The following is a 25,446-nucleotide window of genomic DNA, read 5'->3' on the forward strand; positions in this document are numbered from 1 at the left end:
ATTATTTATATAAAAGATTTTATATAAGACTGTATAGGTTGAATAGAAATGAAAACTAAAATATTAAATCTTGCTAATGAAGAAATCGGTGAGATTAGTTTAAACGAAGATATATTTGCTGTAGAGTTTATTAGGGATGATATAATAAAGCAAGTTGTTGATTGGCAGCGAGCTAAAGCAATGGCTGGTACACATAAAACTAAAACTGTATCAGAAGTATCCGGTACTACAAAAAAACCTTTTAAGCAAAAAGGTACAGGGAATGCAAGACAAGGTTCTTTAAGATCTGTACAGATGCGTGGAGGTGGTGTAATTCATGGTCCTGTAGTACGTAGTCATGCAACTAAATTACCTAAAAAAGTACGAAAACTTGGTTTAATCCATGCTTTATCCGAAAAATTTTCTGAAGGAAAATTACTAGTCATAGATTCTTTAAAATTAGAAACGCCTAAAACCTCTAATCTTGTTAATATATTAAATAAGTTTCAAGGTAAAAGCTTCTTTGTAATAGATGGCAATGAAGTGGATGTTAATTTTTCTTTAGCAGCACAAAATATTTATAATACAGTAGTTGTTCCGCAAATAGGTGCAAATGTCTATGACATAATAAGGCATGAATATGTATTGTTATCACAAGAAGCAGTGAATGTTTTAGAAGAGAGGTTAAAATGAGTTCGTATAAATATTACGATTTAATTAGAAGACCTGTTATTACAGAAAAAACTACGCTTCTTTCAGAACAAAATAAATACACTTTTTATGTAGATAGACTTGCTGAGAAGCTTGCCGTTAAAAAAGCCATAGAAGAAATATTTAAAGTAAAAGTAAAAAAAGTAAATATCTTAAATGTCAAAGGTAAGAAAAAGAGATTTAAGGGAGTTATCGGACGTCAAGTTGATAGAAAAAAAGCTGTGGTAACATTAGAAAAAGATCATAATATTGATTTTGCCGGAGGAATTAAATAAATGGCTTTAAAAAGTTTTAATCCAATTACCCCTTCTTTGAGAGAGTTAGTTCAAGTTGATAGAACTAGTTTATGGAAAGGTAGACCTTTTAAGGCTCTAACTAAAGGGATATCTAAAACAGGTGGAAGAAATAATCAGGGTAGAATCACTTCTTGGCAAAGAGGTGGAGGTCATAAAAGACTATATCGTGTTATCGACTTTAAGAGAAATAAACTAGACATTGCTGCTATAGTTGAAAGAATAGAATATGATCCTAATAGAACTGCTTTTATTGCTTTAATTAAGTATGAAGATGGTGAATATGCTTATATTTTAGCTCCACAAAAATTAGTGGTAGGAGATAAGATAATATCAAGCAAAGATGCAGATATAAAAATTGGCAATTGTTTACCTTTAAGATATGTCCCTATAGGTACTACTTTACATAATGTCGAAATGAAAGTTGGTAAAGGTGGTCAAATTGCAAGATCAGCCGGTACATCGGTAGATTTAGTGGGTAAAGATTCAGGATATGCACAACTTAAATTAAAGTCAGGTGAATTTAGATTAGTACCTTTAGATTGTATGGCTACGATAGGTACAGTATCTAATCCTGATCAAAAAAATATTAACTTAGGTAAAGCTGGTAGAAATAGATGGCTTGGTTGGAGACCTCATGTAAGAGGTGTGGCAATGAACCCTGTAGATCACCCACATGGTGGTGGTGAGGGTAAAACCTCTGGTGGGCGTCATCCAGTTACTCCTTGGGGATTCCCGACGAAAGGTAAAAAGACGCGTAAAAATAAGCGTACTTCTAAGTTTATTATAAAGAAAAGAAAATAAATTTTTAAATTAATTAGGTATTAATTATGGCACGTTCGGTGTGGAAAGGGCCTTTCGTAGATGGTTATTTAATAAAAAAAGTTCAAAAATTAATGGAATCTGGTAAATCAGAAATGATTAAAACTTGGTCTAGAAGATCAACCATTTTGCCTATTTTTGTTGGTTTTACGTTTTCTGTTCACAATGGAAATAAATTTATTCCAGTTTCTGTAAATGAAGAAATGGTTGGTAGAAAACTAGGGGAATTCTCTCCTACTAGAACATTTCATGGGCATGGAGCAGATAAAAAAGTTAAAAGAAAATAAAATCATATGGTACAGGAAAACAAAAATTTTGCCACGGCAAAAGCTAAATCAATTAGAGTTAGTCCAAGGAAATTAAACTTAGTTGCAGCTTTCATTAGAAACATGAAAGTTTCTGAAGCATTAGTGCAATTAACTTTTTCGTCAAAAAGAATTTCAAAAGTTGTAAAAGCTTGTCTGCAATCTGCTGTAGCAAATGCTGAAAATAATCTAGGTTTAGATATAGATAGATTAGTTATAACTAACGCAACAGTAGGCAAGGCTTTAGTAATGAAAAGAGTTATGCCAAGAGCAAAAGGAAGAGCTACTAGAATAAATAAGTTTTTTAGTAATCTTTATATAACTGTTACAGAAAAAGAGGATAATTAAGATGGGGCAGAAAGTTTGTGCACATGGTTTTAGGGTTGGACCGACTTTAATTAAAGGTTGGGATTCTGTATTTTATGCAGAAAAGCAGTATAAAACTCTTTTTATACAAGATTTAAAGATTAGAGAATTAGTTAATAAAAGTTTTACTCAAGCTCAAGTTAGCAGAATTTTAATTGAACGTCCTTCTAACAAAAGCATTATTATCAATATTAATGCAAAAAAACCGAATATAATTATCGGTAAAAACGGTAGTGAAATTGATAAGCTAAAAAAAGCGATTGAAAAAATGACTTCTTTAACTGAAGTTTATATAAATATTCATGAAGTTAGAAAGTTTAATATAGATGCAGCTATAGTAGCTCAGACAATAGCATCGCATCTTGAAAAAAGAGTATCCTTTAGAAAAGCAATGAAGACAGCAATTCAAGCTTCATTTAAACAAGGTGGACAAGGTATAAGAGTTAGTTGCTCAGGACGTCTTGGTGGAGCTGAGATTGCTAGAACAGAATGGTATATAGAAGGGAGAATGCCATTGCATACTTTAAGAGCAGATATTGATTATTCGACTGCAGAAGCTATAACTACTTATGGGGTTATAGGAGTTAAAGTTTGGATTTACAAAGGCGAATATACCGAAAATAAAAGATATAATTAATTTTTAAGTATGAAAATGTTAGCTCCAAAAAAACAAAAATTTAGAAAAGCTCATAAAGGTAGAGTTGTTTCAAAATCAAAAGCAGGTACAACACTTGCCTTTGGATCATTTGGTTTAAAATCTATAGATGGTTGGCGTGTTACTGCTAGACAAATAGAAGCAGGAAGAAAAGCGGCTACTAGATGTATGAAACGTCAAGGAAGATTATGGATACGAATCTTTCCTGATCTTCCGGTTTCCAAGAAGCCTGCTGAAGTAAGAATGGGTAAAGGTAAAGGAAATCCTGAATTTTTTGCAGTAAGGGTATCACCTGGAAGAATTATGTTTGAAATTGAAGGGGTTGAGGAAGATGTTGCAGTTAAAGCTTTAGAGCTTGCAAGTGCAAAATTACCTGTTAGAACAAGGATAGTGAGGCGTTATGAATGATTTAAAATCATTAAGAAGTGAATTAACAAGTAAAACAATTGAAGATCTTTTTAAGCATCTTAATCTTTTAAAAAAAGAACTATTTAATTTAAGATTTCAGCAAACTCTGGGCGAATTAAAAAATACTAGTAGGTTTTCATTAGTTAAAAAGTCTATAGCACGTATTAAAACTGAATTAACAACAAGATCTAGTAGTGGAGAGTAATTAAAATGCCTAAAAGAGTCCTACAAGGGGTAGTTATAAGTTCAAAAACTGATAAAACAGTTACAGTAAAAGTAGAAAGAAGATTTAAGCATCCTATTTATAAAAAATTTATAAAAGTATCTAAAAAATACGCAGCTCATGATCCAAATAATAAGTTTCAAGAAGGCGATAAAGTTAATATAATTGAAAGTCGTCCTATTTCAAAAACTAAAACATGGGTAGTAATAAATGAAGAGTAAAGGTTTTATCCTTTAACTTTATTGGGAAAATTGTTTATTTTGTCTTTCGTGAATAAAATTGGAAGTGATATATGATTCAAATGCAAAGCATTTTGGAAGTGGCAGATAATTCCGGTGCCAAAAAAGTTATGTGTATTAAAGTTCTAGGTGGCTCCCATCATATGGTAGCAAAGCTAGGCGATGTTATAGTTGTATCTATTAAGGAAGCTATACCTGGTGGTAAAGTAAAAAAAGGTGACGTTTATAAAGGCGTGATTGTCCGCACAAAAACAGGGGTTGTAAGAGCTGACGGTAGTACAATAAAGTTTGACAAAAACGCATTAGTGCTTTTAAACACACAAGATGAGCCTATAGGTACTAGGGTTTTTGGTCCTGTGACAAGAGAACTTAGAGCAAAAAAATATGTTAGAATTATGTCGCTCGCAGAGGAAGTGTTATAAATGATAAAATTAAAAGTAAAAAAAGGTGATGAAGTTATTGTTATTACTGGAAAATACAAAGGGAAAAAAGGAAAAATATTAAAGGTTTTTCCTGAGCAAAATAAAATAGTTGTTTCAGGAATAAATTTAGTTAAAAAACATACTAAACCTACCCAAGTAAGCGAAGGCGGCATAATAACTAAAGAATTACCTGTAGATATTTCAAATGTTGCACATGTTGATCCTAAAACTGGTAATCCTACTAAGGTAGCTTTTAAATTTTTAGAAGATGGTTCTAAAGTTAGAATAGCAAAAAAATCCGGAGAAATTATTGGTAAGGAAGACAAATAATGTTAAGATTTAAAGAACTATATCAAAAGGAAATTATGAGCAATTTGCAAAAGGAATTTTCTTATAAAAATAAACATGAAATTCCAGCTATTGAAAAAATTGTTATAAATATGGGTGTAGGGGAAGCAATAGCTGATTCAAAAGTGATTGATAAAGCAGTAAATGATTTAACTTTAATCTCTGGTCAAAAACCTTTTGTAACTTCAGCAAGAAAATCTATTGCAACATTTAAGTTACGTGATGGTATGAAAATAGGTTGCAAAGTTACTTTACGTAAAGATAGAATGTATGATTTCTTAGAAAGGTTAGTAATTGTTGCATTACCTCGTGTTAAAGAGTTTCGTGGCTTTTCTTACAAAAGTTTTGATGGTAAAGGTAATTTTACTTTTGGACTAAAAGAGCAGATAGTTTTTCCTGAGATTAATTACGATAAAATTGACACTATAAGAGGAATGGATATTACAATCGTTACATCTGCTAAAACAGATGAAGAAGGTAAATCCTTATTATCAGGATTTAATTTACCTTTTTATAATTAAGTTTAAGGTATATAATGGCAAAAGTAAGTTCTATAAAAAAGAATGAAAAAAGAAAAAAATTATCACAAAGTTTACATAATAAGCGTGAAAAATTAAAAAATAAAATTTACGATAAAAATATTTCATTAGAAGAGCGTTTTTCTTTGGTAATGTCATTAGCACAATTATCTAGAAATTCATCAGCCACTAGAATTAGAAATAGATGTGAGCTTACAGGTAGACCAAGAGGGGTTATAAGAAAATTTGGCATATCAAGAAATAAACTCAGAGAATTAAGTGGCAGAGGTTTAGTGCCAGGGATAATTAAGTCAAGTTGGTAAAAATAATAGGTGAATAAATATGTCAATGACAGATAATGTAGCAGATATGTTAACTAGAATTAGAAATGCTTATAAAAGCAAACTAATAAATGTTTCTTTTCCTAGTTCTAAGATTAAAACTTCAATTTTAGAAGTGCTACAAAAAGAAGGTTATATAAAAAATTATACAAGTACTCCAAAAGATAACATTAGCTATACTGAGGTAACCTTAAAATATTCTGCTAATGGTGATGCTTCTATATGTGAGATTCATAGAGTGTCAAAGCCAGGAAAAAGGGTGTATTCTGCAATTAAGGACTTAAAAGGATACTACAATAATATGGGAATATATATTCTATCTACTCCTTATGGTGTTATGTCTGATAGAGAAGCTCATATTAAAAATGTTGGTGGTGAAGTAATTTGTAAAGTATTTTAAGGTAAAAAAATGTCACGCGTTGGAAAGTTACCGATTATTATACCTGAAGGTGTAAAAGTCGGGTTAAATGATTTAGAAGTAAAAATATCAGGACCTAAAGGTGAGTTGTCAAAGAGCTTTAAAGGTAGCATAGGAATTTCATTAGCAGAAAATAAGCTTTTAGTAAAGCCATTATCTTCAAGTAAAAGTGCATGTGCTATGTGGGGTACAGCTAGAAGCATAATATCAAATATGGTTACCGGAGTTAAAGAAGGCTTTAAGTTAAAGCTTGAAATTAATGGCGTAGGGTATAGGGCAATGATGAAAGGTAAGTATTTAAATCTAATGCTTGCTAAAAGTCATAACACAAAAATTGAAATACCTTCACACATTAAAGTTGAAGTACCTAAGCAGAATATAATTATTCTTGAGGGTACAGATAAAGAAAAATTAGGTCAATTTGCTTCAATTATTATAAAACAAAGACCACCCGAACCTTATAAAGGAAAAGGAATTAAATTTGAAGATCAATTTATACCACGCAAAGAAGGTAAGAAAAATTAATTTAAGAGTTAAATATGCGTAGTGCTAAGCTAAAATTTGAAAAGAGAAGAAGTAGAATAAGACATAAAATAGCTAAAACAGCTACCAGAGCTAGATTGTCAATATTTAAATCAGGTAGACATATTTATGCACAAATCATTGATGATACTAAATCAATAACAATTGCTTCTGCTTCAACTTTAGACGAAAAGATTAAAAAATTAAAAAAATCTCATTGTAACGTTGAAAATGCTACAAAAATAGGTGAATTAATAGCTGAGAAAGCTGTATCTTGTGGTGTAGAAGAGGTAGTATTGGATAGAAGTGGATATAAGTATCATGGTGTTGTAAAAGCTCTTGCTGATGCTGCTAGAAAAAAAATAAGATTTTAGTTTAAGGTTTAAAATATGTCTAAAGTTAGAAAAAACGAAGAAGCTTTAAGTGAATTTTTAGTTGATGTAAATAGAGTTACAAAAGTAGTAAAAGGTGGTAGAAGATTTGCTTTTTCTGCTTATGTAGTAGTCGGTGATAAAGCTGGAAGAGTTGGAGCAGGTCACGGTAAAGCAAAAGAAGTAAATGAAGCAAGAGAAAAAGCAAAACAAGCTGCTAAAAAGAAAATGATGAAAGTATCTTTATATCAAAATAGAACAATTCATCACGATGTTATAGGCAGAAGTGGAGCAGCTAAGGTGGTCTTAAGAAGAGCTAAAGCAGGTACGGGCGTTATAGCAGGGGGGTCTATGAGAGCAATTTTTGATTCTTTAGGTGTTCATGATATTGTTGCTAAGTCGATAGGCTCAACAAATGTTTATACAATGATAGCTGCAACGTTTGATGCATTAAAAAAACTTTCGTCCCCAAAATCTATTGCTGCAAGAAGAGATAAAAAAATGAATGAAATTTTTATAAAATCTTCTGATATCCAAGTTAATGAATAATATTTTAAGGTAAGATGTATACGCTATGAATAATAAAAATTTAATTAATGATGTAAAAGTTACTCAAGTTAAAAGCAGTATAGGTCGTAAATATGATCAAAAATTAACATTAATTGGGCTTGGTTTAAATAAAATTAATAAATCTGTTGTTCTTAAAAATACTGATTCAGTTCAAGGTATGCTCAAAAAGGTAGGGCATTTATTAAAAATAGAAAATGTGTAATTAGAGTTTTTCAATGAAATTAAATGAATTATATAATAATATAGGTGCTAAAAAAAATAAGAAAAGAGTAGCACGTGGTATTGGTAGTGGAAAAGGAAAAACTGCTGGAAGAGGTGTTAAAGGTCAAAAATCTAGAGCAGGTGTTGCAATAAAAGGCTTTGAAGGTGGTCAAACTCCAATGATTAAGAGGCTGCCTAAGAGGGGCTTTAATTGTATCTCATCTAAAAAATATAATGTTATTAATATTGATAATATTGAAGCAGCAATAGCAGAAGAGCGTTTAAATGCTAATGATGTTATTACTAAGGAAAAATTAATAGAAATTGGTTTAATTAATAAAAGTAATAAAAAGTTAGTAAAATTGTTATCTATTTGCAGTGATGATTTCAATTATCCTTTATCGTTTAAATTAGATTCTTATTCTTCTAAAGCTAAAGAAATAGTTGAAAAAGCAGGCGGAAAATTATTATAATTTATGAACCAAAATTTCTCTAAAAAATCTAGCAATGATTTAATTAATCGTATTATTTTTACTATTTTTGTTCTTATAATATGCAGATTTGGTTCGTTTATACCTATTGCAGGTATAGATGCTATTGCTTTAGGTAGTATTGCTGAAAAAAATCAGTCAGGGATACTTGGTATGTTTAATATGCTGTCAGGTGGTTCACTAGGCAGAATGTCCATTTTTGCTTTAGCGATTATGCCATATATAACAGCATCAATAATTATCCAGCTAATGTCTGTAGCATATAAGCCTTTAGAAAATTTGAAAAAAGAAGGAGAAGCGGGTAAAAGGAAAATAAATCAATTATCTAGATATTTAACAGTCTTGCTTGCTTCACTTCAAGCTTATGGTGTTGCAGTAAGTTTAGAGTCAATTGTAACAAATACTGGACCTGTAGTAATTATACCGGGGCTTTTCTTTAAAATTACAACAGTAATTACTTTAGTGGTAGGTACGATGCTACTAATGTGGTTAGGTGAACAAATTACACAACGTGGTATAGGTAATGGTACATCTTTAATTATATTTATAGGTATAATTTCCGGTGTGCCTAGTGCTATTATTAGTATGTTTGAACTATCAAGAAAAGGTGCATTATCACCTTTAGTTGCAATTGTTGTTTGTGCGGGAGTAGTTGTATTAATATCTGTAATAATTTTCTTTGAGAAAGCACAAAGAAAATTATTGGTTCAGTATCCTAAAAGGCAAGTAGGAAATAAAATTTATGGTGGTGATTCAACATATATGCCACTTAAGTTAAATACTTCTGGGGTAATTCCTCCGATATTCGCTAGTTCAATTTTATTATTCCCGGCTACACTGGCTAATTTTTCAAGTAGTAATTCTGAAATAATGAATATGCTTACTTATTATTTGGGTCACGGGAAGCCTATATATATATTATTGTATGTAGCATTGATAATGTTTTTTAGCTTTTTTTATACCGCAATAGTATTTAATTCTGAAGAAACTGCTAATAATTTAAGAAAATACGGTGCTTACATTCCTGGTAAAAGACCAGGAAAAAATACATCTGAATATTTTGATTATATACTTACTAGGCTTACGGTTGTAGGTGGTATATATCTAAGTATAATATGTATAATACCTGAATTATTAATGAATAAATATGTTATTTCTCTTTCTTTAGGTGGTACAAGTTTTTTAATTGTAGTAAATGTAGTACTTGATACGTTGACTCAAATTCAAACTTACTTATTTAGTAGTAAATATGAAAGTTTAATGAAGAAAGTAAAATTAAAAAATTAAAAATGAGTTAGAAGTGATAATAATTTTTTTAGGTCCTCCCGGTGCTGGAAAAGGAACTCAAGGAAAAAAAATAGCTGAAAAAATTCATTTACCACATATAGCAATTGGCGATATATTTAGAGCAATTATTAAAACATCAAGTAAGGATGCTGAGGTAATTAATAGTTATGTTGAGCAAGGAAAGCTTATTCCTGATGAAATAGTTAATCATATAATTAAAAATTTTTTATCATCTTCTGATTATAAAAAAGGTTATATATTAGATGGATATCCGCGTAATTTAGAACAAGCTAAGTTTTTTGAATCATTTGTCACAGAAAAAATAAAAGTAATATATTTAAATGTTTCAGATGAATTACTAATTAAAAGAATTTTAGGCAGATATAGTTGTAAAAATTGCGGAAAAATATATAATGATCATTTTCTAAAGCCTAAAATTGATAAAATATGCGATGTTTGTAAATCGAGCGTATTTGAATATAGAAAAGATGATAATGAAGAAGTAATAAAAGAAAGAATTAATATATTTAAAACTGAAACTTATCCATTAATACAGCATTATAAAAACAATGATGATTTTTATATGATTGATGGAAATAAAAATGAAGAGCAAATAGAAGATCATATAGAGAAAGTACTAAAAATCAATTGACTTTAGTAAAGATTTTTATATTATTTTCTAGTTACCAGTAAAATTTTGGAGAATATTTGTGGCAAGAATTGCGAGTGTTAACATTCCCGATAATAAACGTTTAGTAGTAAGCTTGACTTATATTTATGGTCTTGGGACTACTATGGCAAGAACAATTTGTAAAAAAGCAAAAATATTAGAGGATAAGAAAGTTAAAGATCTCACTGACCAAGAACTAATAAGCTTACGTAATATTATCGAAAATGAATATAAAGTTGAAGGTGATTTAAGAAGAGAAGTAACGCTTAATATTAAAAAGAAAAAAGATATTAGAAGTTATCAAGGGCTTAGACATATACGTAAGCTACCTGTAAGAGGTCAGAATACTCATTCTAATGCTAGAACTAGAAAAGGTAAAGCTGTTGCAATAGCCGGAAAGAAAAAAGCTGTAAAATAATAGTTAAAGTAGAGTATAAACATAATGAATCAGATGGTTAAAGCTAAAAAAAAGAACAAAACTATCACACTAGGTGTGGTACATATTAGAGCATCGTTTAATAATACTATTGTAACATTTACTGATGTTCAGGGTAATGCGATATCTTCTGCATCAGCCGGAGCTAATGGGTTTAAGGGAGCAAAAAAAGCTACACCTTATGCAGCTCAGATAACAATTGATAAAGCAGCTGAAAAAGCAAAAGAATACGGTCTCAAAACTATTTCTATTAGAATTGGAGGACCTGGTGCTCAGCGTGAATCTGCAATGAGAGCTTTGTTTGGGCAAAATTTTGTAGTTACATCAATTTTAGATGTATCATCAATTGCTCATAATGGAGTAAAAGCACCAAAAAGAAGAAGAGTATAAGAAGCATAGGTATTAAATGTTATCGTTAAGTAAAAACTGGAACGCTTTAATAAAAACAGATAAAGTATCTTATGAGAGCTTCCCTGAGACTAATAATAAATCTAAGATTATAGTTGAGCCTTTAGAAAGGGGATTTGGTTTGACTCTAGGTAATGCTATGAGAAGAGTTTTACTTTCTTCTCTACAAGGGGCAGCGGTTACCTCTATAAAAATTCCTGGAATAGAGCATGAATTTTCTTCTATACCAGGTGTAAAAGAGGATATATCAGAGATAATTTTGAATGTTAAAGGCATAGAAATCAAAATGCACGTTGCAGAAAAACGTGTTGTAAGCTTAAAAGCAACAGGACCTGGTGCTATAACGGCGGGTATGATTGAAGCCGGGCATGACGTAGAAATATTAAATCCTGATCATGTAATTTGCAATTTAGCTAAGAATAAACAATTTGAAATGGAATTAACTTGCAAAGTTGGTAAGGGGTACACACTCAGTACAAACAATAATGAGGATAATAACTTACCAATTGGTGAAATAGCTATAGATGCTTTATTTAATCCTGTAAAAAGTGTTACTTATAAAGTAGAAAATACAAGGATAGGTCAGGTCACTGACTATGATAAGTTAATTATGTTTGTTGAAACTAATGGTGATATATTACCTGAAATGGCGGTAGGCTTAGCTGCTCGTATTTTGCAAGAACAGCTTCAATTATTTATTTCTTTTGAAGAACAAGAAGAAGATAAACAAGTTAAAACAGATGCATTACCATTTTCTCCTTATTTACTTAAACGAGTTGATGAATTGGAATTATCAGTTAGATCAGCAAATTGTTTAAAAAATGATAATATAATTTATATAGGTGATTTGGTAAAAAGCACTGAAGCTGATATGCTAAGAACTCCAAATTTTGGTAGAAAATCCCTAAATGAAATTAAGGAAATACTTGCAAAATTTGGTTTGAGATTTGGTATGGATGTACCAGATTGGCCACCAGAAAATATACATGAATTATCTAAACGTTACGAAGATTCTTATAATTAAGGACAATAGAGATGCGACATAAAATTAAAGGTAGAAAATTAAATGTAACAAGTAGCCATAGAAAAGCAATGCTTGCTAATATGGCAGTATCACTTGTTACTCATGAGCAAATAAAAACTACTTTGCCAAAAGCTAAAGAATTAAGACCTTATATCGAAGTGCTAGTTACTAAGGCTAAGGATAATAACTTAGCAGCAAGAAGCAATATTCTATCAAAAATAAAAGATAAAAAAGCAATCGAGAAGCTTATAGATATTTTAGGTGTTAGATACAAAGATAGACCAGGTGGATATACTAGAATAGTAAAAGCCGGATTTCGCTATGGTGATTTAGCTCCAATCGCATATATTGAATTTGTAGATAGAGATATTAATGCTAAAGGAAATATACCTCAAGATAATAGCAAAGAAGATATTAAAAGTAATAAAGGGACTAAGTAATGGCTAATCATTCTTCAGCAAAGAAAGCTGCAAGACAAACAGTAAAAAAAACCTTAGTTAATAAAAGAAGAGCTAGTGCAATAAAAACTTTTGTGAAAAAAGTTTTACATGAAATTAATCAAGGTAATAAAGAAGAAGCTAACTCAGCTTTAGTAATTGCACAATCTAAGATAATGCAAGGTGTGAAAAAAAATATAATTAAGTTAAATACTGCATCAAGAAAAATCAGTAAATTATCAAAAAAAATAAAAACTATGAATTAAATTTAAATCATAAAAATAATTATGTTATTTTTTATTTAATCTCTCAGGGTTTAATTCCCCGAAGCTCTGCTTCGTGATATACTACTTGAATGGAAGAAAGCAGTTATATACATAAGAGTCATAATGTCACAGTACTAATATATCATTTAGTAACGCCGGCAAAGTATAGAAGAGTAATATTCAATCAAGAACTAGATGATTATTTGTGTAAAATTTGTGAGCACATAGAAGATCGTTATGAAATTAGATTCTTAGAAATAGGAGTAGATAAAGATCACGTACATTTTTTATTACAGTCAATACCAATGTATAGCCCAACAAAAATAACTCAAATCATAAAAAGTATTACTTCTAAGAAAATGTTTGAGAAATATCCAAATCTTAAAGAAAAATGATGGGGAAGTGAGTTTTGGAGTAAAGGATATTTTATGAGCACAGTAGGTAAACATGGTGATGAGCAGAAATTACGTAATTATGTACAGAATCAAGGTTCAGGCAAACCTTCTTATAAAGCATTTCAACAAAAACAGTTAAAGCTTTTTGGATAGATACCTCGTAGTTCTGCTGCGAGGAGCATCATGTTTAATATAGGGCGATTAGCTCAGTTGGTAGAGCATCTCGTTTACACCGAGAGGGTCGGCAGTTCGAGTCTGTCATCGCCCACCATATTATAACCAGCTTTCTAACACATCCTTACCTTATATGTGTTTTTTATATGCTGGGTATATGCTGGCTTTATGCTGGTTTCCCCTCAATAAAATGGAGGAACTATGGATAAGATAGTTGTTCCTTTTTTTCTTTGTTAGAGTCTTCCAACGATACAATTTTTTACGATATAGTGGGGAATTTTATACCGCCTGAATGGACAAGTTTTAAGTAAAACCGCAAGGCAAATTTTATCACTTGTGGTTTCACCTGACTGAAGTTTTGACAAAAAGATAGCCAAACTTATAAGTTATGATATAAATACGCTCAAATACAAAAGGGGTTTTAGTGTGTATGATTATACAAGAAATGTTGCAAGAAATAAAAAATTTTTCCCTATAATCAAGATGTGGTTTTAGAATTAATACTATCACTAGTAACTAATGATAGCGTTAAAGCAAGATCTGTTGTTGAATTAACAACTAATAAATATTTTCAGCGTAGTTGGTCAAGTGTATACAGAGCTATAGAGAATTTTTACTGTGCTCGTGATGAATCATTAAATATAAGAGATAAGCAACGTTTTAAGACTCGAGAAGATATAGAAAAATACTTAATAAGTAAACTGATTAATGAGAGTAAAAACTTACTACAAATAGATACTACAGTGAGTAGCAAGAAAGATTCCAAGGAAGCAATTGATCGTACATATATTAGACAGAATGCTAATAACCGACCAGTTGCGGGTTATGAATATAGTGTAGTTTGCATCGGTGCTCAGCCTAAATGGGCTGTACCAATATCTATAAACCTGAATTCTGGATTAATCTAGGTTTGGAAGTAAGTATTTACAAGGGATAGAAGATACTCTATATAATTTTTAGCAAAAAAACAAGAGTATCCCCATGAAGAAAGATATTACTGCATTATTTTGTTTTGTCGATGATTTTTGTAAAATTAGCGAGCAGTGGATTTAATCTCTCAGGGTTTAATTCCCCGAAGCTCTGCTTCGTGATATCATAAGAAACAACTAAAACTTTTTTAGATACCTCGTAGCTCTGCTGCGAGGAGCATCATTAAATCAGTATATGTAGCTTTAGGAATAGATTTATCTGGCAGAAAGGATATTTTAGGCTTATGGATAAGTGAGAATGAAGGAGCTAAATTTTGGCTTGGTAATTTTACTGAAATGAAGAATCGAGGAGTAAAAGATATCTTAATTGCTTGTAGTGATAATCTAACTGGTATGTCTGATGCTATTGCATCAGTATATCCGAAAACTGAACATCAAATTTGTATTGTCCATCAGATCAGGAATAGCCTCAAATATGTATCATATAAAGATAGAAAGCAATTAGCAGTGGATTTGAAACTAATCTATACTTCTGCTACTGAAAAAGCAGCAGAATTAGCTCTTGAGTCATTTGATCAAAAATGGAGTAAGCAATATCCGCATATAGCTAAATCTTGGTATAATTTGATAATTTTCTTGCAATATCCAAAGGAGATTCGTAAGATTATTTACACTACAAATGCGATAGAATCGCTGAATAGCCAATTGAGAAAAGTTACTAAGAATAAACGCATCTTTCCAAATGATGACGCAGTATTTAAGGTTTTATATCTGACAACTGATTATATTACCAAAAAATGGTCTATTCCTATCCCCAATTGGAATGAAGCTATGGCTCATTTTATGATCAAATTTGATGGTAGAATTTAATGGTTCACGAAATTTACACAATTGATGAGACAGAGCCATCAAAAGATTTATTAGATACTTTGCTTCGTGATGTGGATTCAATAATTAACTTTTCACAATTTATATCTAGTGAGATTGCAAGAACCTTAGACCTGAAGTTTTGACAAAAAATTTTTATTAAAAAAAGTGGCGAGTGTATCAATCTATAATTTGTATTATATATCCAATAATTTACTTTAAATTATAGAAATATCGCTTTTAAGCTGATAAAAGCACTCAATATTTAACTTTAAATATAATTTTTTACTTTAGTCAGAAAAATTAGAATTTTTGTCAAAACTTCAGTTAGACGCAGCACTTGGTATGATTGCTATTGAGCAGAATAATATGGTTAAGCTTTTCTCATTAGTGACTATATTTTTCTTGCCACCTACTTTAATAGCCAGTATTTACGGCATGAATTTCACTGTGATGCCTGAGCTTCAATCGCCTTACGGCTACCCTATAGCCTTGTTTTTAATGGTCATATCTATAGCCGTTACCTATAAATATTTTAAAAAGAAGAAGTGGTGGTGAAAAAATAATATTTATGACCATTATAACGAGTATGTTAATGTCCCCCTTCGGGGATCAAAAATCCCTCGCCTTTAGGCGAAGGGAAGATATAATGAAATTGCTTTAGCAATGAATTTATATCAAGAAATATGAGAAGTTATAGAAAGAATAGTCATAGTCAGTATGATTTAAAAGTGCATCTTATATGGATACCAAAATATAGGAAGAGAATATTGATAGGCAAAGTATCGGAAAGGACTAGAGATTTACTGAGGCAGATTTGCATGGAACATGAAGTACATATAATTTCAGGGAAAATATCATGTGATCACGTACATATGTTTATCTCATATAAGCCGCAAATATCTCTTAGCAAGTTAGTACAGTATTTAAAAGGCATTAGCTCAAGAATTTTATTGCAAGAATTTACTCATTTACGAAAACAATTTTGGGGCAATCATTTGTGGGCTAGGGGCTATATGGTCCGTCCGCCAAAACTCTACAAGCCTTATAGATAATATGGTTTTAAGACAAGAAGTAATACAACAATCCGTAAGAAAATGATAAAATATGGTCATAAACCTTATGGATTTCAGTCAATGCCAATAGACAACATTATCAAATCGCAAGAACAAGGGAAACTGTTTGGTTATAAATTAAAAGAAGAATTAAACCCAAATAATAAGCTATATAAATTAAGAGAATTAATAAATTGGTCTAGGCTCGAAGAGTGGTTATCAAAAAATGTTTGTATTAAGAAATTTGGTAGAAATAGAAAATGTCATAGAGTGATGCTTGGCATAACGATGCTACAAGCAATGTATAATTTTTCAGATTCATTATCAGAGGAAGAGCTAAAAGAGAATATGTATTGGCAGTATTTCTGCGGGTGGGAATATATAGAAAAAGACATAGCTATCTCGGAAACTAGTATACGACGGTTTCGTAGTGTATTAGGTGAAGCTGGATATAATGAGATATTATCGGAGTTGATCAGGGTTGGGATAAAAACTAACACAATTAAAAAAAAAGATTTGGAATTAATCATCGCTGATACGACTGTACAAATTAAGAATATCAAACACCCACACGATGTTTATTTAATGGATAAAGCTAGGCTTAGCATAGTAAAGCTTTGCAACAGTTTGGGTATACATTTGAATGAAACATACGCTAGAACCTATAAACGCGATATAGTAAAGCTATGGAAATATAAAGAACATAGTAAAGCCAAGAAGCGTTGGAAAATAATGAAGCATTTAAAAATATTACTGGGTCGTTTGATTAGAGTATGTGAGCGTGAGATCAAAAATAAGCAATTAAACTTGTCTCTCAAAAATCAAGAAGTATTGCAAAAAATAAAACAAATACATAACCAATCTGTTTTAAAAAGAGAAGCTAAAAAGCAATATAAAGAAGATAACAAAGTATTATATAGTTTTCATGCCCCTGAAGTAGAGTGTATAGGAAAGGGAAAACGCAACAAGCCATATGAGTTTGGCAATAAAGTAGCGGTAGTAGTAAGTGGTCGTAGAAATTTTGTTTTATCCGCAAAATCGTTTCATAATAATCCTTATGATGGTCATACATTGCATCAGAGCTTTGAAGCAGTAGAGAGTGTCACTGGAATCAAGATAAAGAAATCATTTGTTGATCTTGGGTATAGTGGTAGCAATGTAAAGGAGAAGAGTAAGGTATATACCCCAAAAACGCGGAAGAAGTTGTTACAAGAGGACAAGTCTATGATCAAGAGACGCAGTGCCATAGAACCAATAATAGGTCACTTAAAGCAATATGGTCGGATGGGTAGAAACTTCTTGAAAGGTATGATAGGAGATATTATCAATCCAATAATCTCTGCTATTGGTTTGAATTTACGATGCATTGCAAATCATTTACAAATCGTGTCTAACTCCACATAAATCAAAAATATCATCATGCAAAAACTAGATGAACGATAAAAAATCGTTAACAATAGCTCCATATCAAAATTAGACCAACACAGAAATGTATCAGTAAAAATTAACATAACTTATTAATTTTTATTGAAAATCTTAGCAATTTGTTGTCAAAACTCTATCCCATTACAAATGATCAGGATTTGAAGTGTTTTTGGCGGATAGACTATATGGCAGTCAGTTCAGGTAATATAACTGATGAAATGATACAGCACTATATTGATGAACAGGAAGGTGAACCTGTGAATGATGATCGATTTCTAATCGATTCCACTTTATAACCCCTCAGCTTATAGCTGAGGGTTGTTTAGTTTGGTCATGACTATTATAACATGCTCGTTATAATAGTCAAACTAAACTCTCATATATTCGTTAAGTTAGTATGCCCATTTACTTGAGCGTTCATAACCAATCCAAAGCCCATCAACATTGATGCCATCATTGTACCACCATAAGAAATAAATGGTAGTGGTACTCCTACTACAGGTACTAATCCCATAACCATAGCCATATTGATAAATACGTGACTAAATAGCGTGGCAGTTATACCTATGACCATTAATTTGCTAAAAACAGTGCGACAATGGACGCCAATTAATAAGGAAAGAGTTATAAGTGAGAAATATAACACAAGTAAAAACATACCGCCTAAAAAGCCGAATTCTTCAGCAAAAGTAGCAAAAATAAAATCGGTTTGGTGTTCGGGCAAGAAATCTAAATGACTTTGACTGCCTTGATTTAACCCAAGACCAAAGCACCCCCCTGAGCCTATAGCGATTTTAGATTGTATAATATTATAGCTAGCTCCTAGCGGATCACGTTCCGGATCTAAAAAAACCATCACACGTTTTTTTTGGTAATCATACAACATATTCCAAGCGATAGGTAAGCTAACAAGGGCTGTAACTCCAAGTATTATAAAATATTTTATTCTAAAACCTACTGCAAAAAATATAATGCTAGAGACAATTAAAGTAATCATACCTGTACCAAGATCTGGTTCTCTAATTATTAAAAAAGCTGGAACTAGCACGCCTATAATTGGTATAATTACTTTATGAAGTTTACTTAGATCATCCACTGTTAGTGAGTGAAAATATCGGGCTAACATTAATACTATGGCAATTTTTATCGGCTCGGAAGGTTGCAGCTTTACTATCCCAATATCTATCCATCTTTTTCCGCCCATTGCTGTTGAGCCAAAAAGCTCTACGGCAATTAATAAAGCGAGTACACAAAAATAGAAAATATAAGATAATCTAAAGATTATCCGCAAATCAATTAGAGCAATGATTATAGCTATAGGCATGAATATACAAAAATTCACAATTTGTTTAAGTACCCAAGGTTGCAGATTGCTATTTGCAGCAGAATAAAGAACAATAAACCCAATAGAACAAATTAGGCTAATGAGTAGAATTAAAATAAGTGGTAGTCTTTTTATTTGTTCAAAATAATTGTTATGCATCATTTCCTAGTATCAAAATATTATGTTCATACATAAAATAAGGTAAATTATAAAGTAATTTATGTATATCATAAATAATAATTTTGTTATCAACTAGTCCAAGTTCAATTGATTCAGGGTATTTAGAATGTAAAGATTCTATAATTTCATCTTTAAACCTGCATTCTGGATTAGCGAATTTTGAGATATACATGACTAACGAATATTAGAATTACCCTCAACGAACATTAAAATTACCTATAAAAAAGAAGTAACTATGGACAGTAAAATCGAATAAAAATTTATTTTTAAATATTTAAATATTATTCGAGAATTACTGATGACATGTACAAATAACCAAGTAGGTATTTTAATGCAAAAGATCAAAAAATATAATCAGATAATTTCTGCTGCAAAAGCAGGTATGAGTGTAAAAACGGCACGTAAGTATTTACGTATTAATAAGTATCCAAGCGAATTACGCACAATACGTAAATATAGGACACGTAAGGATCCATTTGTGAAGCACTGGGATGAAATAGAATCAATGCTAGAATCAGCACCGGAGTTGCAAGCAACTACCATATTAGCATATTTGACAGAAAAGTATCATGGGAATTATAATGGGAAGCAATTACGCTGTTTGCAGAAAAGGTTGAAACAATGGAGAGCTGCACATGGTAAGGATAAGACAGTAATCTTTTTACAAAATATTCTTCCTGGCAAACAGAGTCAGTCTGATTGGACCAATATGAATCAATTGGGTATTTGTATTGGTGGGCAACCATATCCTCACTTACTATTTCATTTTATGTTGCCTTATTCATGTTGGGAAACTTTATAATGGACTAATGGTATGGACCTCCTGATATAGAGAATGAAAAGCAGTTGCTAATCTTCTAGGGTTAATATTTAACATATTAAAACAACAATTAAGGAGGTCCATATGGAGGTTACTACAATTGGTATAGATATTGCAAAAAGAATTTTTCAAATTCATGGTGTAGATAAAAATGGCAAGACAGTATTAAAGAAAAAATTGATGAGAGATCAGGTTTTGACATTTATGGCTAATTTACCACAATGTTTAGTAGGGATGGAAGCTTGTGGTGGTTCTAGTTATTGGGCAAGAGAAATAACTAAATTAGGGCATGAAGTAAAACTAATGGCACCGCAATTTGTCAAACCATATGTTAAAACTAATAAAAATGATCAAGCAGATGCTGAAGCGATATGTGAAGCCGTGACAAGACCTAATATGAGATTTGTTGCAATTAAAACTATAGAGCAACAAGAAATTTTATCAATACATAGGGTAAGAGAGAGATTGGTAAAAAATCGTACAGCACTTGCTAATGAAATTAGGGGGCTACTACATGAGTTTGGTTTTATTGTTCCTCAAGGCATTAATAAGGTTATCACAAAATTAATTGAGATTTTAGATGCAGGGAAATTAAGCCAGTTAAGTTATCAAACATTTAGTGAACTAAAAGAAGAATTCTTAGATAATAACAGAAAAATAAAAGAGATAGAAAAACGATTAACAATGATAGCAAGTAACCTAACTCAATATCAACGATTAAGAGCTATACCTGGTCTTGGTTTAATTACTGCTACTGCTTTAATAGCATCAATAGGTAATGCTACAAGTTTTGAGAATGGCAGGCAATTATCGGCATGGCTAGGATTAGTGCCAAGACAACATTCAAGTGGTGGGAAGGATAAGCTGCTGGGAATTAGCAAGCGAGGTGATGTATACTTACGCACTTTATTAATTCAAGGGGCTAGAGCTGTACTAAATGCCAAGATAAGATTTACATCGGAAGAACAGAAATCTAAAAAAGATTTTAGCCAATTTACGAAATGGATGTTTAATTTATCTGAGCGAAGTAGCCATAATAAAACGACAGTTGCCATAGCTAATAAGTTGGCAAGAGTGGTGTTTGCTGTACTAAGATCAGGAGATGATTATGTAGAGAGTAAAGTTTGTAGCTAAAGAGTGTGTAGCATAGCACTTATAAGTAAAATAAATGGTGATTTATATAATGAATAGGTAAAAGCAAAACAATATGTAAGAGATTCCAACCCGAAATATGCTTGAGATAATTAATATTGATGGTAAATAAGACAAACCTTAGCTTACAAAAAAACTGCGTTTTTCAGTGGCTCTTTTAGAAGCCGATGGACTGATAAGTATATAGTTTGTAAGCCAGCGAATTCCATCAGGGCTGTAGAATAAATTAGGTTGATTTATCAGCTATAAGCCGGATACATGACTGCATTTGTTTGTTTTTATTATTGATGTTATTTTTTTCTTGCATTCTACAGGAGGTCCATACATGAAAAAATTGGACAAAAAAATGAAGGAGTGTGTTTCCGCAATAAGTTAGAATAAATAGCAATAAACTTAAGAGGAAAGATGAAGAAAAATAAAGTAAAAATTTTCAGTGCTTCAGAAAAAACGGGGATAGTATTAGAATTAATAAAAGAGGAGTCGACACTTGGTCAGTTAGCTTCAAAATATGCAATAAGTGTTAAAACAATTCAAAATTGGAAAAAACAGTTTTTAGGTAATGCGGCATTAGCTTTTGAACCAGCTAAAGTTTTGAGTGAATATCAAGAACAAATAAATCATTTACAAGAGCAAAATGATGAACTTGCTAAAGCTCTTGGTAGAATCACAGTTGAGAGGGACTGGGCCGTGGGAAAGCTCAAAAGCTTGGATTTATCAAATAAAAAGAGTCTTGTACACTCCAAGCTAAATCAACTCTCAAAATCAAAACAGTGTGAACTATTAAAGATTAGTCGATCTACAGCCTACTATAAATCCAAGGAGATGAGTATAAATAAATTAAGTATTTTAAATAGAATAGATGAAATATATACAGATAATCCTGAATTTGGTTATCGCTATATTCATCAACAGTTACTAGAAGATGGTTTTATTGTCGGTAAAGATCGAGTACTGAAATATATGAGGATGATGGGTATAGAAGCTATTTACCCACATAAGAAAAAATCTACTTCTCGAAACGATAGTGAGCATAAGATCTATAGCTACTTACTTGATCAATATTGGACTAAATCTGGCTCAACAAAGCAAGTGTATGTGCCTAATGTGAATGAGGTTTGGAGTGGTGACATTACTTACATTAGAACTAATGGTGGCTTTATGTATATGGCAGCTATTATAGATTGGCATAGCAAGGCCATATTGAGCTATAAACTGTCAAATTCTATGGATGCATCTCTTGTAACTGATGTCTTGAAACAAGCTCTCAGTAAGTATAACGCTCCACAGATATTTAATAGTGATCAAGGTAGCCAATATACCAGTTATGACCACATAAATATTCTCAAGGAGCATGATATCCAAATTTCAATGAATGGCAAAGGTAGAAGTATTGATAATATAGTAATAGAAAGGTTTTTTAGAACTTTAAAATATAACAGGAGTTTCGCACTTAGCAAAGTTGCGAATCAGTTAAAAGCCATCTGATATTGTTTTGAATTGATGTTTTTATAACTTCCCAAGTTTGTTGATATAAAGTAATGTTTTCATTTATCCTCCTTTTATTCATATCAAGCCAGGCAAATACTGCAAGGCAAATATGATTTCTTTGAGCTCGGCCCGTGCGTGCCTGACAGCGTTCAATACCACAAGTTTGTTTTAATTCTCGATGATAAACCTCTATAGACCAACGTGCCTTAACAATTTTCTCTATTTGCTCACGTGTGGGATTGTCCAAGTTCGTTGTTATGTAATCAATGCGACCATTCTTTGCCACAAACTTAAATACCGTAACCCAACCGTATCCACGTAGGTGAATTTTTAGCCCCTCATCGGGTATCTCTAAACTTTCCAAGCTAACATTATGATTAACTTTTCTATTTTTCCTTAGGGTGGTAACCCATAGCCAGCCTAAATTACGTATATGTTTTAAATTCTTCAACCCGCTATACCAAGCATCCATGACTATGGCATCAGGATTGAGACCTCTTTCTTTAGCTAAAGTAAGCATATCACAAAAATGCTCATTCTTTGTTTTACCATCAGTGTCTTTATCATATATTCTATAATCTACGGGAGTAGATTGAGCAATTTTAGTATTGTAATGTAGTAAGTTTACCATTCCTATACCAGGTATAACATCATGTACAGCTCCAGAATATTGATAACGTACAAGCTCAATCTTCTGACTGTATTGCTTTGATAATAAGGTGTCATCCCCCACTAATAAACACGGTGCTTCCCAATCTATATATTTTGACACTTCCTTATAGATTTCGCTAGGACGAAAATCCTTACTCTTTAACCATCGACTTGCACTATCGTGAGATAGATCTACTGGACTCACTTCAGATAATGCCTTGCTAGTATATCTGACACTACTTGCTTGTAAAAATGATTTATATAAGTCCTTGCTACATTTTGTTCTTGTCATTTTTATCTAAAACTATTTTTCTCTAGATTAACATACTTTTTGCTAAGTGCGAAACTCCTGTATAATTGTATCTTTATTAATGATTTTAACAATGTTAAAGAGTTAAAAGAGGGGATTGATCATTATCTGAATAAATATAATTATCACAGATTTCATTCAAGTATTGGTTATAAAAAGCCTATGAATGTATATCTGAATTATATGCAAAATTATCAGCAAATTGCTGCCTGATAATCGAAAAATTAGGAAAACATACTACTCATTTTTTTGTCTTGATTTTTCATGTATGGACCTCCTGTAGAATGCAAGAAAAAAATAACATCAATAATAAAAACAAACAAATGCAGTCATGTATCCGGCTTATAGCTGATAAATCAACCTAATTTATTCTACAGCCCTGATGGAATTCGCTGGCTTACAAACTATATACTTATCAGTCCATCGGCTTCTAAAAGAGCCACTGAAAAACGCAGTTTTTTTGTAAGCTAAGGTTTGTCTTATTTACCATCAATATTAATTATCTCAAGCATATTTCGGGTTGGAATCTCTTACATATTGTTTTGCTTTTACCTATTCATTATATAAATCACCATTTATTTTACTTATAAGTGCTATGCTACACACTCTTTAGCTACAAACTTTACTCTCTACATAATCATCTCCTGATCTTAGTACAGCAAACACCACTCTTGCCAACTTATTAGCTATGGCAACTGTCGTTTTATTATGGCTACTTCGCTCAGATAAATTAAACATCCATTTCGTAAATTGGCTAAAATCTTTTTTAGATTTCTGTTCTTCCGATGTAAATCTTATCTTGGCATTTAGTACAGCTCTAGCCCCTTGAATTAATAAAGTGCGTAAGTATACATCACCTCGCTTGCTAATTCCCAGCAGCTTATCCTTCCCACCACTTGAATGTTGTCTTGGCACTAATCCTAGCCATGCCGATAATTGCCTGCCATTCTCAAAACTTGTAGCATTACCTATTGATGCTATTAAAGCAGTAGCAGTAATTAAACCAAGACCAGGTATAGCTCTTAATCGTTGATATTGAGTTAGGTTACTTGCTATCATTGTTAATCGTTTTTCTATCTCTTTTATTTTTCTGTTATTATCTAAGAATTCTTCTTTTAGTTCACTAAATGTTTGATAACTTAACTGGCTTAATTTCCCTGCATCTAAAATCTCAATTAATTTTGTGATAACCTTATTAATGCCTTGAGGAACAATAAAACCAAACTCATGTAGTAGCCCCCTATAGCTAACGCGCAAAGGTTTTTACCATAGTTTTTGTATTTACTCACATATTCACCAGATCTAAATCCTATTAAACATTGCTGGACTAACTTTAAAAACTGTTTACATAAAATTATTGATCAATGCCTAAGTGTTTCCTAATCTGTGGTAGAAACATTTCCGTGTTAGCTATAATTTCATTAGCAAGTGCTGTACGATTTTTTACCAATCTCTCTCTTACCCTATGTATTGATAAAATTTCTTGTTGCTCTATAGTTTTAATTGCAACAAATCTCATATTAGGTCTTGTCACGGCTTCACATATCGCTTCAGCATCTGCTTGATCATTTTTATTAGTTTTAACATATGGTTTGACAAATTGCGGTGCCATTAGTTTTACTTCATGCCCTAATTTAGTTATTTCTCTTGCCCAATAACTAGAACCACCACAAGCTTCCATCCCTACTAAACATTGTGGTAAATTAGCCATAAATGTCAAAACCTGATCTCTCATCAATTTTTTCTTTAATACTGTCTTGCCATTTTTATCTACACCATGAATTTGAAAAATTCTTTTTGCAATATCTATACCAATTGTAGTAACCTCCATATGGACCTCCTTAATTGTTGTTTTAATCTCTCAGGGTTTAATTCCCCGAAGCTCTGCTTCGTGATATCATAAGAAACAACTAAAACTTTTTTAGATACCTCGTAGCTCTGCTGC

Annotated in this window: 36 protein-coding genes, 1 tRNA gene and 7 pseudogenes; 39 read left to right on the plus strand and 5 right to left on the minus strand. The window is 31.6% G+C overall.

Translation table 11 applies throughout. The annotated features are described in order from the left end of the window. Window positions 1-48 precede the first annotated feature (48 nt). The 35 genes and pseudogenes from rplD to AAHI98_RS18940 all read left to right on the plus strand — a co-directional run. Window positions 49-672: a 50S ribosomal protein L4 gene (gene rplD / locus AAHI98_RS17480; protein ID WP_011477720.1), complete on the plus strand. Its 624-nt coding sequence runs from the start codon at window positions 49-51 to the stop codon at window positions 670-672. Next, window positions 669-965, plus strand: coding sequence for a 50S ribosomal protein L23 (gene rplW / locus AAHI98_RS17485; protein WP_342226606.1), 297 nt, complete (start codon window positions 669-671; stop codon window positions 963-965). Before rplD ends, rplW begins: the two co-directional genes overlap by 4 nt. Further along, complete coding sequence (gene rplB, locus AAHI98_RS17490; RefSeq protein ID WP_342226607.1) at window positions 966-1,787, plus strand: 50S ribosomal protein L2; 822 nt, start codon at window positions 966-968, stop codon at window positions 1,785-1,787. It abuts the gene before it with no gap. A 26-nt stretch (window positions 1,788-1,813) separates the two neighbouring features. Further along, the gene (gene rpsS, locus AAHI98_RS17495; RefSeq protein WP_011477717.1) at window positions 1,814-2,092 is read left to right on the plus strand and encodes a 30S ribosomal protein S19; all 279 of its coding nucleotides are present in this window, start codon (window positions 1,814-1,816) and stop codon (window positions 2,090-2,092) included. A gap of 6 nt (window positions 2,093-2,098) precedes the next feature. Further along, complete coding sequence (gene rplV / locus AAHI98_RS17500; protein ID WP_342226608.1) at window positions 2,099-2,458, plus strand: 50S ribosomal protein L22; 360 nt, start codon at window positions 2,099-2,101, stop codon at window positions 2,456-2,458. A 1-nt stretch (window position 2,459) separates the two neighbouring features. Then, window positions 2,460-3,113: a 30S ribosomal protein S3 gene (gene rpsC / locus AAHI98_RS17505; RefSeq protein WP_342226609.1), complete on the plus strand. Its 654-nt coding sequence runs from the start codon at window positions 2,460-2,462 to the stop codon at window positions 3,111-3,113. Between the two features lie 15 nt (window positions 3,114-3,128). Continuing rightward, the gene (gene rplP, locus AAHI98_RS17510; RefSeq protein WP_341788292.1) at window positions 3,129-3,539 is read left to right on the plus strand and encodes a 50S ribosomal protein L16; all 411 of its coding nucleotides are present in this window, start codon (window positions 3,129-3,131) and stop codon (window positions 3,537-3,539) included. Next, window positions 3,532-3,744 (plus strand): 50S ribosomal protein L29, encoded by a 213-nt coding sequence (gene rpmC / locus AAHI98_RS17515; RefSeq protein ID WP_342226610.1) that lies wholly within the window; start codon window positions 3,532-3,534, stop codon window positions 3,742-3,744. The genes rplP and rpmC overlap by 8 nt, the downstream gene beginning before the upstream one ends. A gap of 5 nt (window positions 3,745-3,749) precedes the next feature. Next, window positions 3,750-3,983 carry a 30S ribosomal protein S17 gene (rpsQ, locus tag AAHI98_RS17520; RefSeq protein WP_011477712.1) on the plus strand — a complete coding sequence of 78 codons (234 nt, stop codon included), beginning with the start codon at window positions 3,750-3,752 and terminating at the stop codon, window positions 3,981-3,983. A gap of 71 nt (window positions 3,984-4,054) precedes the next feature. Continuing rightward, window positions 4,055-4,423, plus strand: coding sequence for a 50S ribosomal protein L14 (gene rplN / locus AAHI98_RS17525; protein ID WP_342226611.1), 369 nt, complete (start codon window positions 4,055-4,057; stop codon window positions 4,421-4,423). Beyond that, the gene (gene rplX / locus AAHI98_RS17530; RefSeq protein ID WP_342226612.1) at window positions 4,424-4,753 is read left to right on the plus strand and encodes a 50S ribosomal protein L24; all 330 of its coding nucleotides are present in this window, start codon (window positions 4,424-4,426) and stop codon (window positions 4,751-4,753) included. Next, the gene (gene rplE / locus AAHI98_RS17535) at window positions 4,753-5,292 is read left to right on the plus strand and encodes a 50S ribosomal protein L5 (RefSeq protein ID WP_342226613.1); all 540 of its coding nucleotides are present in this window, start codon (window positions 4,753-4,755) and stop codon (window positions 5,290-5,292) included. Before rplX ends, rplE begins: the two co-directional genes overlap by 1 nt. A 14-nt stretch (window positions 5,293-5,306) precedes the next feature. Continuing rightward, a complete protein-coding gene (rpsN, locus tag AAHI98_RS17540) occupies window positions 5,307-5,612 on the plus strand; it encodes a 30S ribosomal protein S14 (RefSeq protein ID WP_011477708.1) in 306 nt (101 codons plus the stop codon). Between the two features lie 19 nt (window positions 5,613-5,631). Continuing rightward, window positions 5,632-6,030, plus strand: coding sequence for a 30S ribosomal protein S8 (gene rpsH / locus AAHI98_RS17545; RefSeq protein ID WP_011477707.1), 399 nt, complete (start codon window positions 5,632-5,634; stop codon window positions 6,028-6,030). 9 nt (window positions 6,031-6,039) lie between these two features. Beyond that, window positions 6,040-6,573 (plus strand): 50S ribosomal protein L6, encoded by a 534-nt coding sequence (gene rplF, locus AAHI98_RS17550; protein ID WP_342226614.1) that lies wholly within the window; start codon window positions 6,040-6,042, stop codon window positions 6,571-6,573. A gap of 14 nt (window positions 6,574-6,587) precedes the next feature. Then, window positions 6,588-6,944: a 50S ribosomal protein L18 gene (gene rplR / locus AAHI98_RS17555; protein WP_342226615.1), complete on the plus strand. Its 357-nt coding sequence runs from the start codon at window positions 6,588-6,590 to the stop codon at window positions 6,942-6,944. 15 nt (window positions 6,945-6,959) lie between these two features. Continuing rightward, window positions 6,960-7,490, plus strand: a complete 531-nt coding sequence (gene rpsE / locus AAHI98_RS17560) for a 30S ribosomal protein S5 (RefSeq protein WP_342226616.1) — start codon at window positions 6,960-6,962, stop codon at window positions 7,488-7,490. Window positions 7,491-7,515: 25 nt separating this feature from the next. Then, entirely contained in the window at window positions 7,516-7,713 is a 198-nt protein-coding gene (gene rpmD / locus AAHI98_RS17565; RefSeq protein WP_341788285.1) for a 50S ribosomal protein L30, read from the plus strand. 13 nt (window positions 7,714-7,726) lie between these two features. Then, window positions 7,727-8,185: a 50S ribosomal protein L15 gene (gene rplO / locus AAHI98_RS17570; protein WP_342226617.1), complete on the plus strand. Its 459-nt coding sequence runs from the start codon at window positions 7,727-7,729 to the stop codon at window positions 8,183-8,185. A gap of 3 nt (window positions 8,186-8,188) precedes the next feature. Next, entirely contained in the window at window positions 8,189-9,490 is a 1,302-nt protein-coding gene (gene secY / locus AAHI98_RS17575) for a preprotein translocase subunit SecY (protein WP_342226618.1), read from the plus strand. Window positions 9,491-9,503: 13 nt separating this feature from the next. Continuing rightward, window positions 9,504-10,142 (plus strand): adenylate kinase, encoded by a 639-nt coding sequence (locus AAHI98_RS17580; RefSeq protein WP_342226619.1) that lies wholly within the window; start codon window positions 9,504-9,506, stop codon window positions 10,140-10,142. Window positions 10,143-10,200: 58 nt separating this feature from the next. Then, entirely contained in the window at window positions 10,201-10,578 is a 378-nt protein-coding gene (rpsM, locus tag AAHI98_RS17585; RefSeq protein ID WP_342226620.1) for a 30S ribosomal protein S13, read from the plus strand. Between the two features lie 24 nt (window positions 10,579-10,602). Further along, window positions 10,603-10,986, plus strand: coding sequence for a 30S ribosomal protein S11 (gene rpsK / locus AAHI98_RS17590; RefSeq protein WP_342226621.1), 384 nt, complete (start codon window positions 10,603-10,605; stop codon window positions 10,984-10,986). 16 nt (window positions 10,987-11,002) lie between these two features. Then, window positions 11,003-12,028, plus strand: coding sequence for a DNA-directed RNA polymerase subunit alpha (locus tag AAHI98_RS17595; protein ID WP_342226622.1), 1,026 nt, complete (start codon window positions 11,003-11,005; stop codon window positions 12,026-12,028). An 11-nt stretch (window positions 12,029-12,039) separates the two neighbouring features. After that, window positions 12,040-12,468: a 50S ribosomal protein L17 gene (gene rplQ, locus AAHI98_RS17600; protein ID WP_342226623.1), complete on the plus strand. Its 429-nt coding sequence runs from the start codon at window positions 12,040-12,042 to the stop codon at window positions 12,466-12,468. Then, window positions 12,468-12,731 carry a 30S ribosomal protein S20 gene (gene rpsT, locus AAHI98_RS17605; protein WP_011477695.1) on the plus strand — a complete coding sequence of 88 codons (264 nt, stop codon included), beginning with the start codon at window positions 12,468-12,470 and terminating at the stop codon, window positions 12,729-12,731. The genes rplQ and rpsT overlap by 1 nt, the downstream gene beginning before the upstream one ends. 89 nt (window positions 12,732-12,820) lie before the next feature. After that, a pseudogene (tnpA, locus tag AAHI98_RS17610) lies at window positions 12,821-13,279 on the plus strand (IS200/IS605 family transposase). A gap of 42 nt (window positions 13,280-13,321) precedes the next feature. Continuing rightward, a tRNA-Val gene (locus tag AAHI98_RS17615) sits at window positions 13,322-13,397 on the plus strand. Window positions 13,398-13,785: 388 nt separating this feature from the next. After that, entirely contained in the window at window positions 13,786-14,208 is a 423-nt protein-coding gene (locus AAHI98_RS17620) for a hypothetical protein (protein ID WP_342226624.1), read from the plus strand. A gap of 240 nt (window positions 14,209-14,448) precedes the next feature. Next, window positions 14,449-15,099, plus strand: a pseudogene (locus AAHI98_RS17625) (IS256 family transposase); the annotation flags it as partial. Then, entirely contained in the window at window positions 15,099-15,242 is a 144-nt protein-coding gene (locus AAHI98_RS17630) for a hypothetical protein (RefSeq protein WP_342226700.1), read from the plus strand. The pseudogene AAHI98_RS17625 and the gene AAHI98_RS17630, both read left to right, overlap by 1 nt. Window positions 15,243-15,423: 181 nt before the next feature. Beyond that, window positions 15,424-15,654, plus strand: a pseudogene (locus AAHI98_RS17635) (Loki-CTERM sorting domain-containing protein); the annotation flags it as partial. A gap of 128 nt (window positions 15,655-15,782) precedes the next feature. Beyond that, window positions 15,783-16,115 (plus strand): annotated as a pseudogene (gene tnpA, locus AAHI98_RS17640) (IS200/IS605 family transposase); the annotation flags it as partial. A 78-nt stretch (window positions 16,116-16,193) separates the two neighbouring features. Continuing rightward, window positions 16,194-17,555, plus strand: a complete 1,362-nt coding sequence (locus AAHI98_RS17645; protein WP_342224717.1) for an IS5 family transposase — start codon at window positions 16,194-16,196, stop codon at window positions 17,553-17,555. 191 nt (window positions 17,556-17,746) lie between these two features. After that, window positions 17,747-17,872, plus strand: a pseudogene (locus AAHI98_RS18940) (IS200/IS605 family transposase); the annotation flags it as partial. An 80-nt stretch (window positions 17,873-17,952) separates the two neighbouring features. Here AAHI98_RS18940 and rodA read toward each other — a convergent pair. Then, window positions 17,953-19,059, minus strand: a complete 1,107-nt coding sequence (gene rodA / locus AAHI98_RS17650; protein ID WP_342226693.1) for a rod shape-determining protein RodA — start codon at window positions 19,057-19,059, stop codon at window positions 17,953-17,955. Beyond that, window positions 19,052-19,222: pseudogene (locus tag AAHI98_RS17655) on the minus strand (ankyrin repeat domain-containing protein); the annotation flags it as partial. The gene rodA and the pseudogene AAHI98_RS17655, both read right to left, overlap by 8 nt. Before the next feature lie 156 nt (window positions 19,223-19,378). Here AAHI98_RS17655 and AAHI98_RS17660 point away from each other — a divergent pair. From AAHI98_RS17660 to AAHI98_RS17670, 3 genes are all read left to right on the plus strand, one after another. Further along, window positions 19,379-19,882, plus strand: a complete 504-nt coding sequence (locus AAHI98_RS17660; protein WP_342226626.1) for a hypothetical protein — start codon at window positions 19,379-19,381, stop codon at window positions 19,880-19,882. A 102-nt stretch (window positions 19,883-19,984) separates the two neighbouring features. Next, a complete protein-coding gene (locus AAHI98_RS17665; RefSeq protein WP_342224642.1) occupies window positions 19,985-21,034 on the plus strand; it encodes an IS110 family RNA-guided transposase in 1,050 nt (349 codons plus the stop codon). A 423-nt stretch (window positions 21,035-21,457) separates the two neighbouring features. Further along, window positions 21,458-22,537 carry an IS3 family transposase gene (locus tag AAHI98_RS17670; protein ID WP_342226627.1) on the plus strand — a complete coding sequence of 360 codons (1,080 nt, stop codon included), beginning with the start codon at window positions 21,458-21,460 and terminating at the stop codon, window positions 22,535-22,537. Here the strand turns inward: AAHI98_RS17670 and AAHI98_RS17675 are convergent. Further along, window positions 22,503-23,483, minus strand: a complete 981-nt coding sequence (locus AAHI98_RS17675; RefSeq protein WP_342224818.1) for an IS701 family transposase — start codon at window positions 23,481-23,483, stop codon at window positions 22,503-22,505. The two genes, AAHI98_RS17670 and AAHI98_RS17675, sit on opposite strands and share 35 nt — an antisense overlap. A gap of 39 nt (window positions 23,484-23,522) precedes the next feature. Here AAHI98_RS17675 and AAHI98_RS17680 point away from each other — a divergent pair, with 39 nt between their 5' ends. After that, on the plus strand, window positions 23,523-23,714 hold the full coding sequence (locus tag AAHI98_RS17680; RefSeq protein ID WP_342226628.1) for an integrase core domain-containing protein: 192 nt from the start codon (window positions 23,523-23,525) through the stop codon (window positions 23,712-23,714). A gap of 396 nt (window positions 23,715-24,110) precedes the next feature. Here the strand turns inward: AAHI98_RS17680 and AAHI98_RS17685 are convergent, their stop codons facing one another. Both AAHI98_RS17685 and AAHI98_RS17690 read right to left on the minus strand, forming a co-directional pair. Then, the gene (locus tag AAHI98_RS17685; RefSeq protein ID WP_342226629.1) at window positions 24,111-24,758 is read right to left on the minus strand and encodes an IS110 family RNA-guided transposase; all 648 of its coding nucleotides are present in this window, start codon (window positions 24,756-24,758) and stop codon (window positions 24,111-24,113) included. 112 nt (window positions 24,759-24,870) lie between these two features. Next, window positions 24,871-25,332 (minus strand): annotated as a pseudogene (locus AAHI98_RS17690) (IS110 family RNA-guided transposase); the annotation flags it as partial. Between the last annotated feature and the right edge of the window lie 114 nt (window positions 25,333-25,446).

The sequence above is a fragment of the Rickettsia endosymbiont of Urophora cardui genome (genome assembly GCF_964030725.1).
Taxonomy (GTDB): Bacteria; Pseudomonadota; Alphaproteobacteria; order Rickettsiales; family Rickettsiaceae; genus Rickettsia.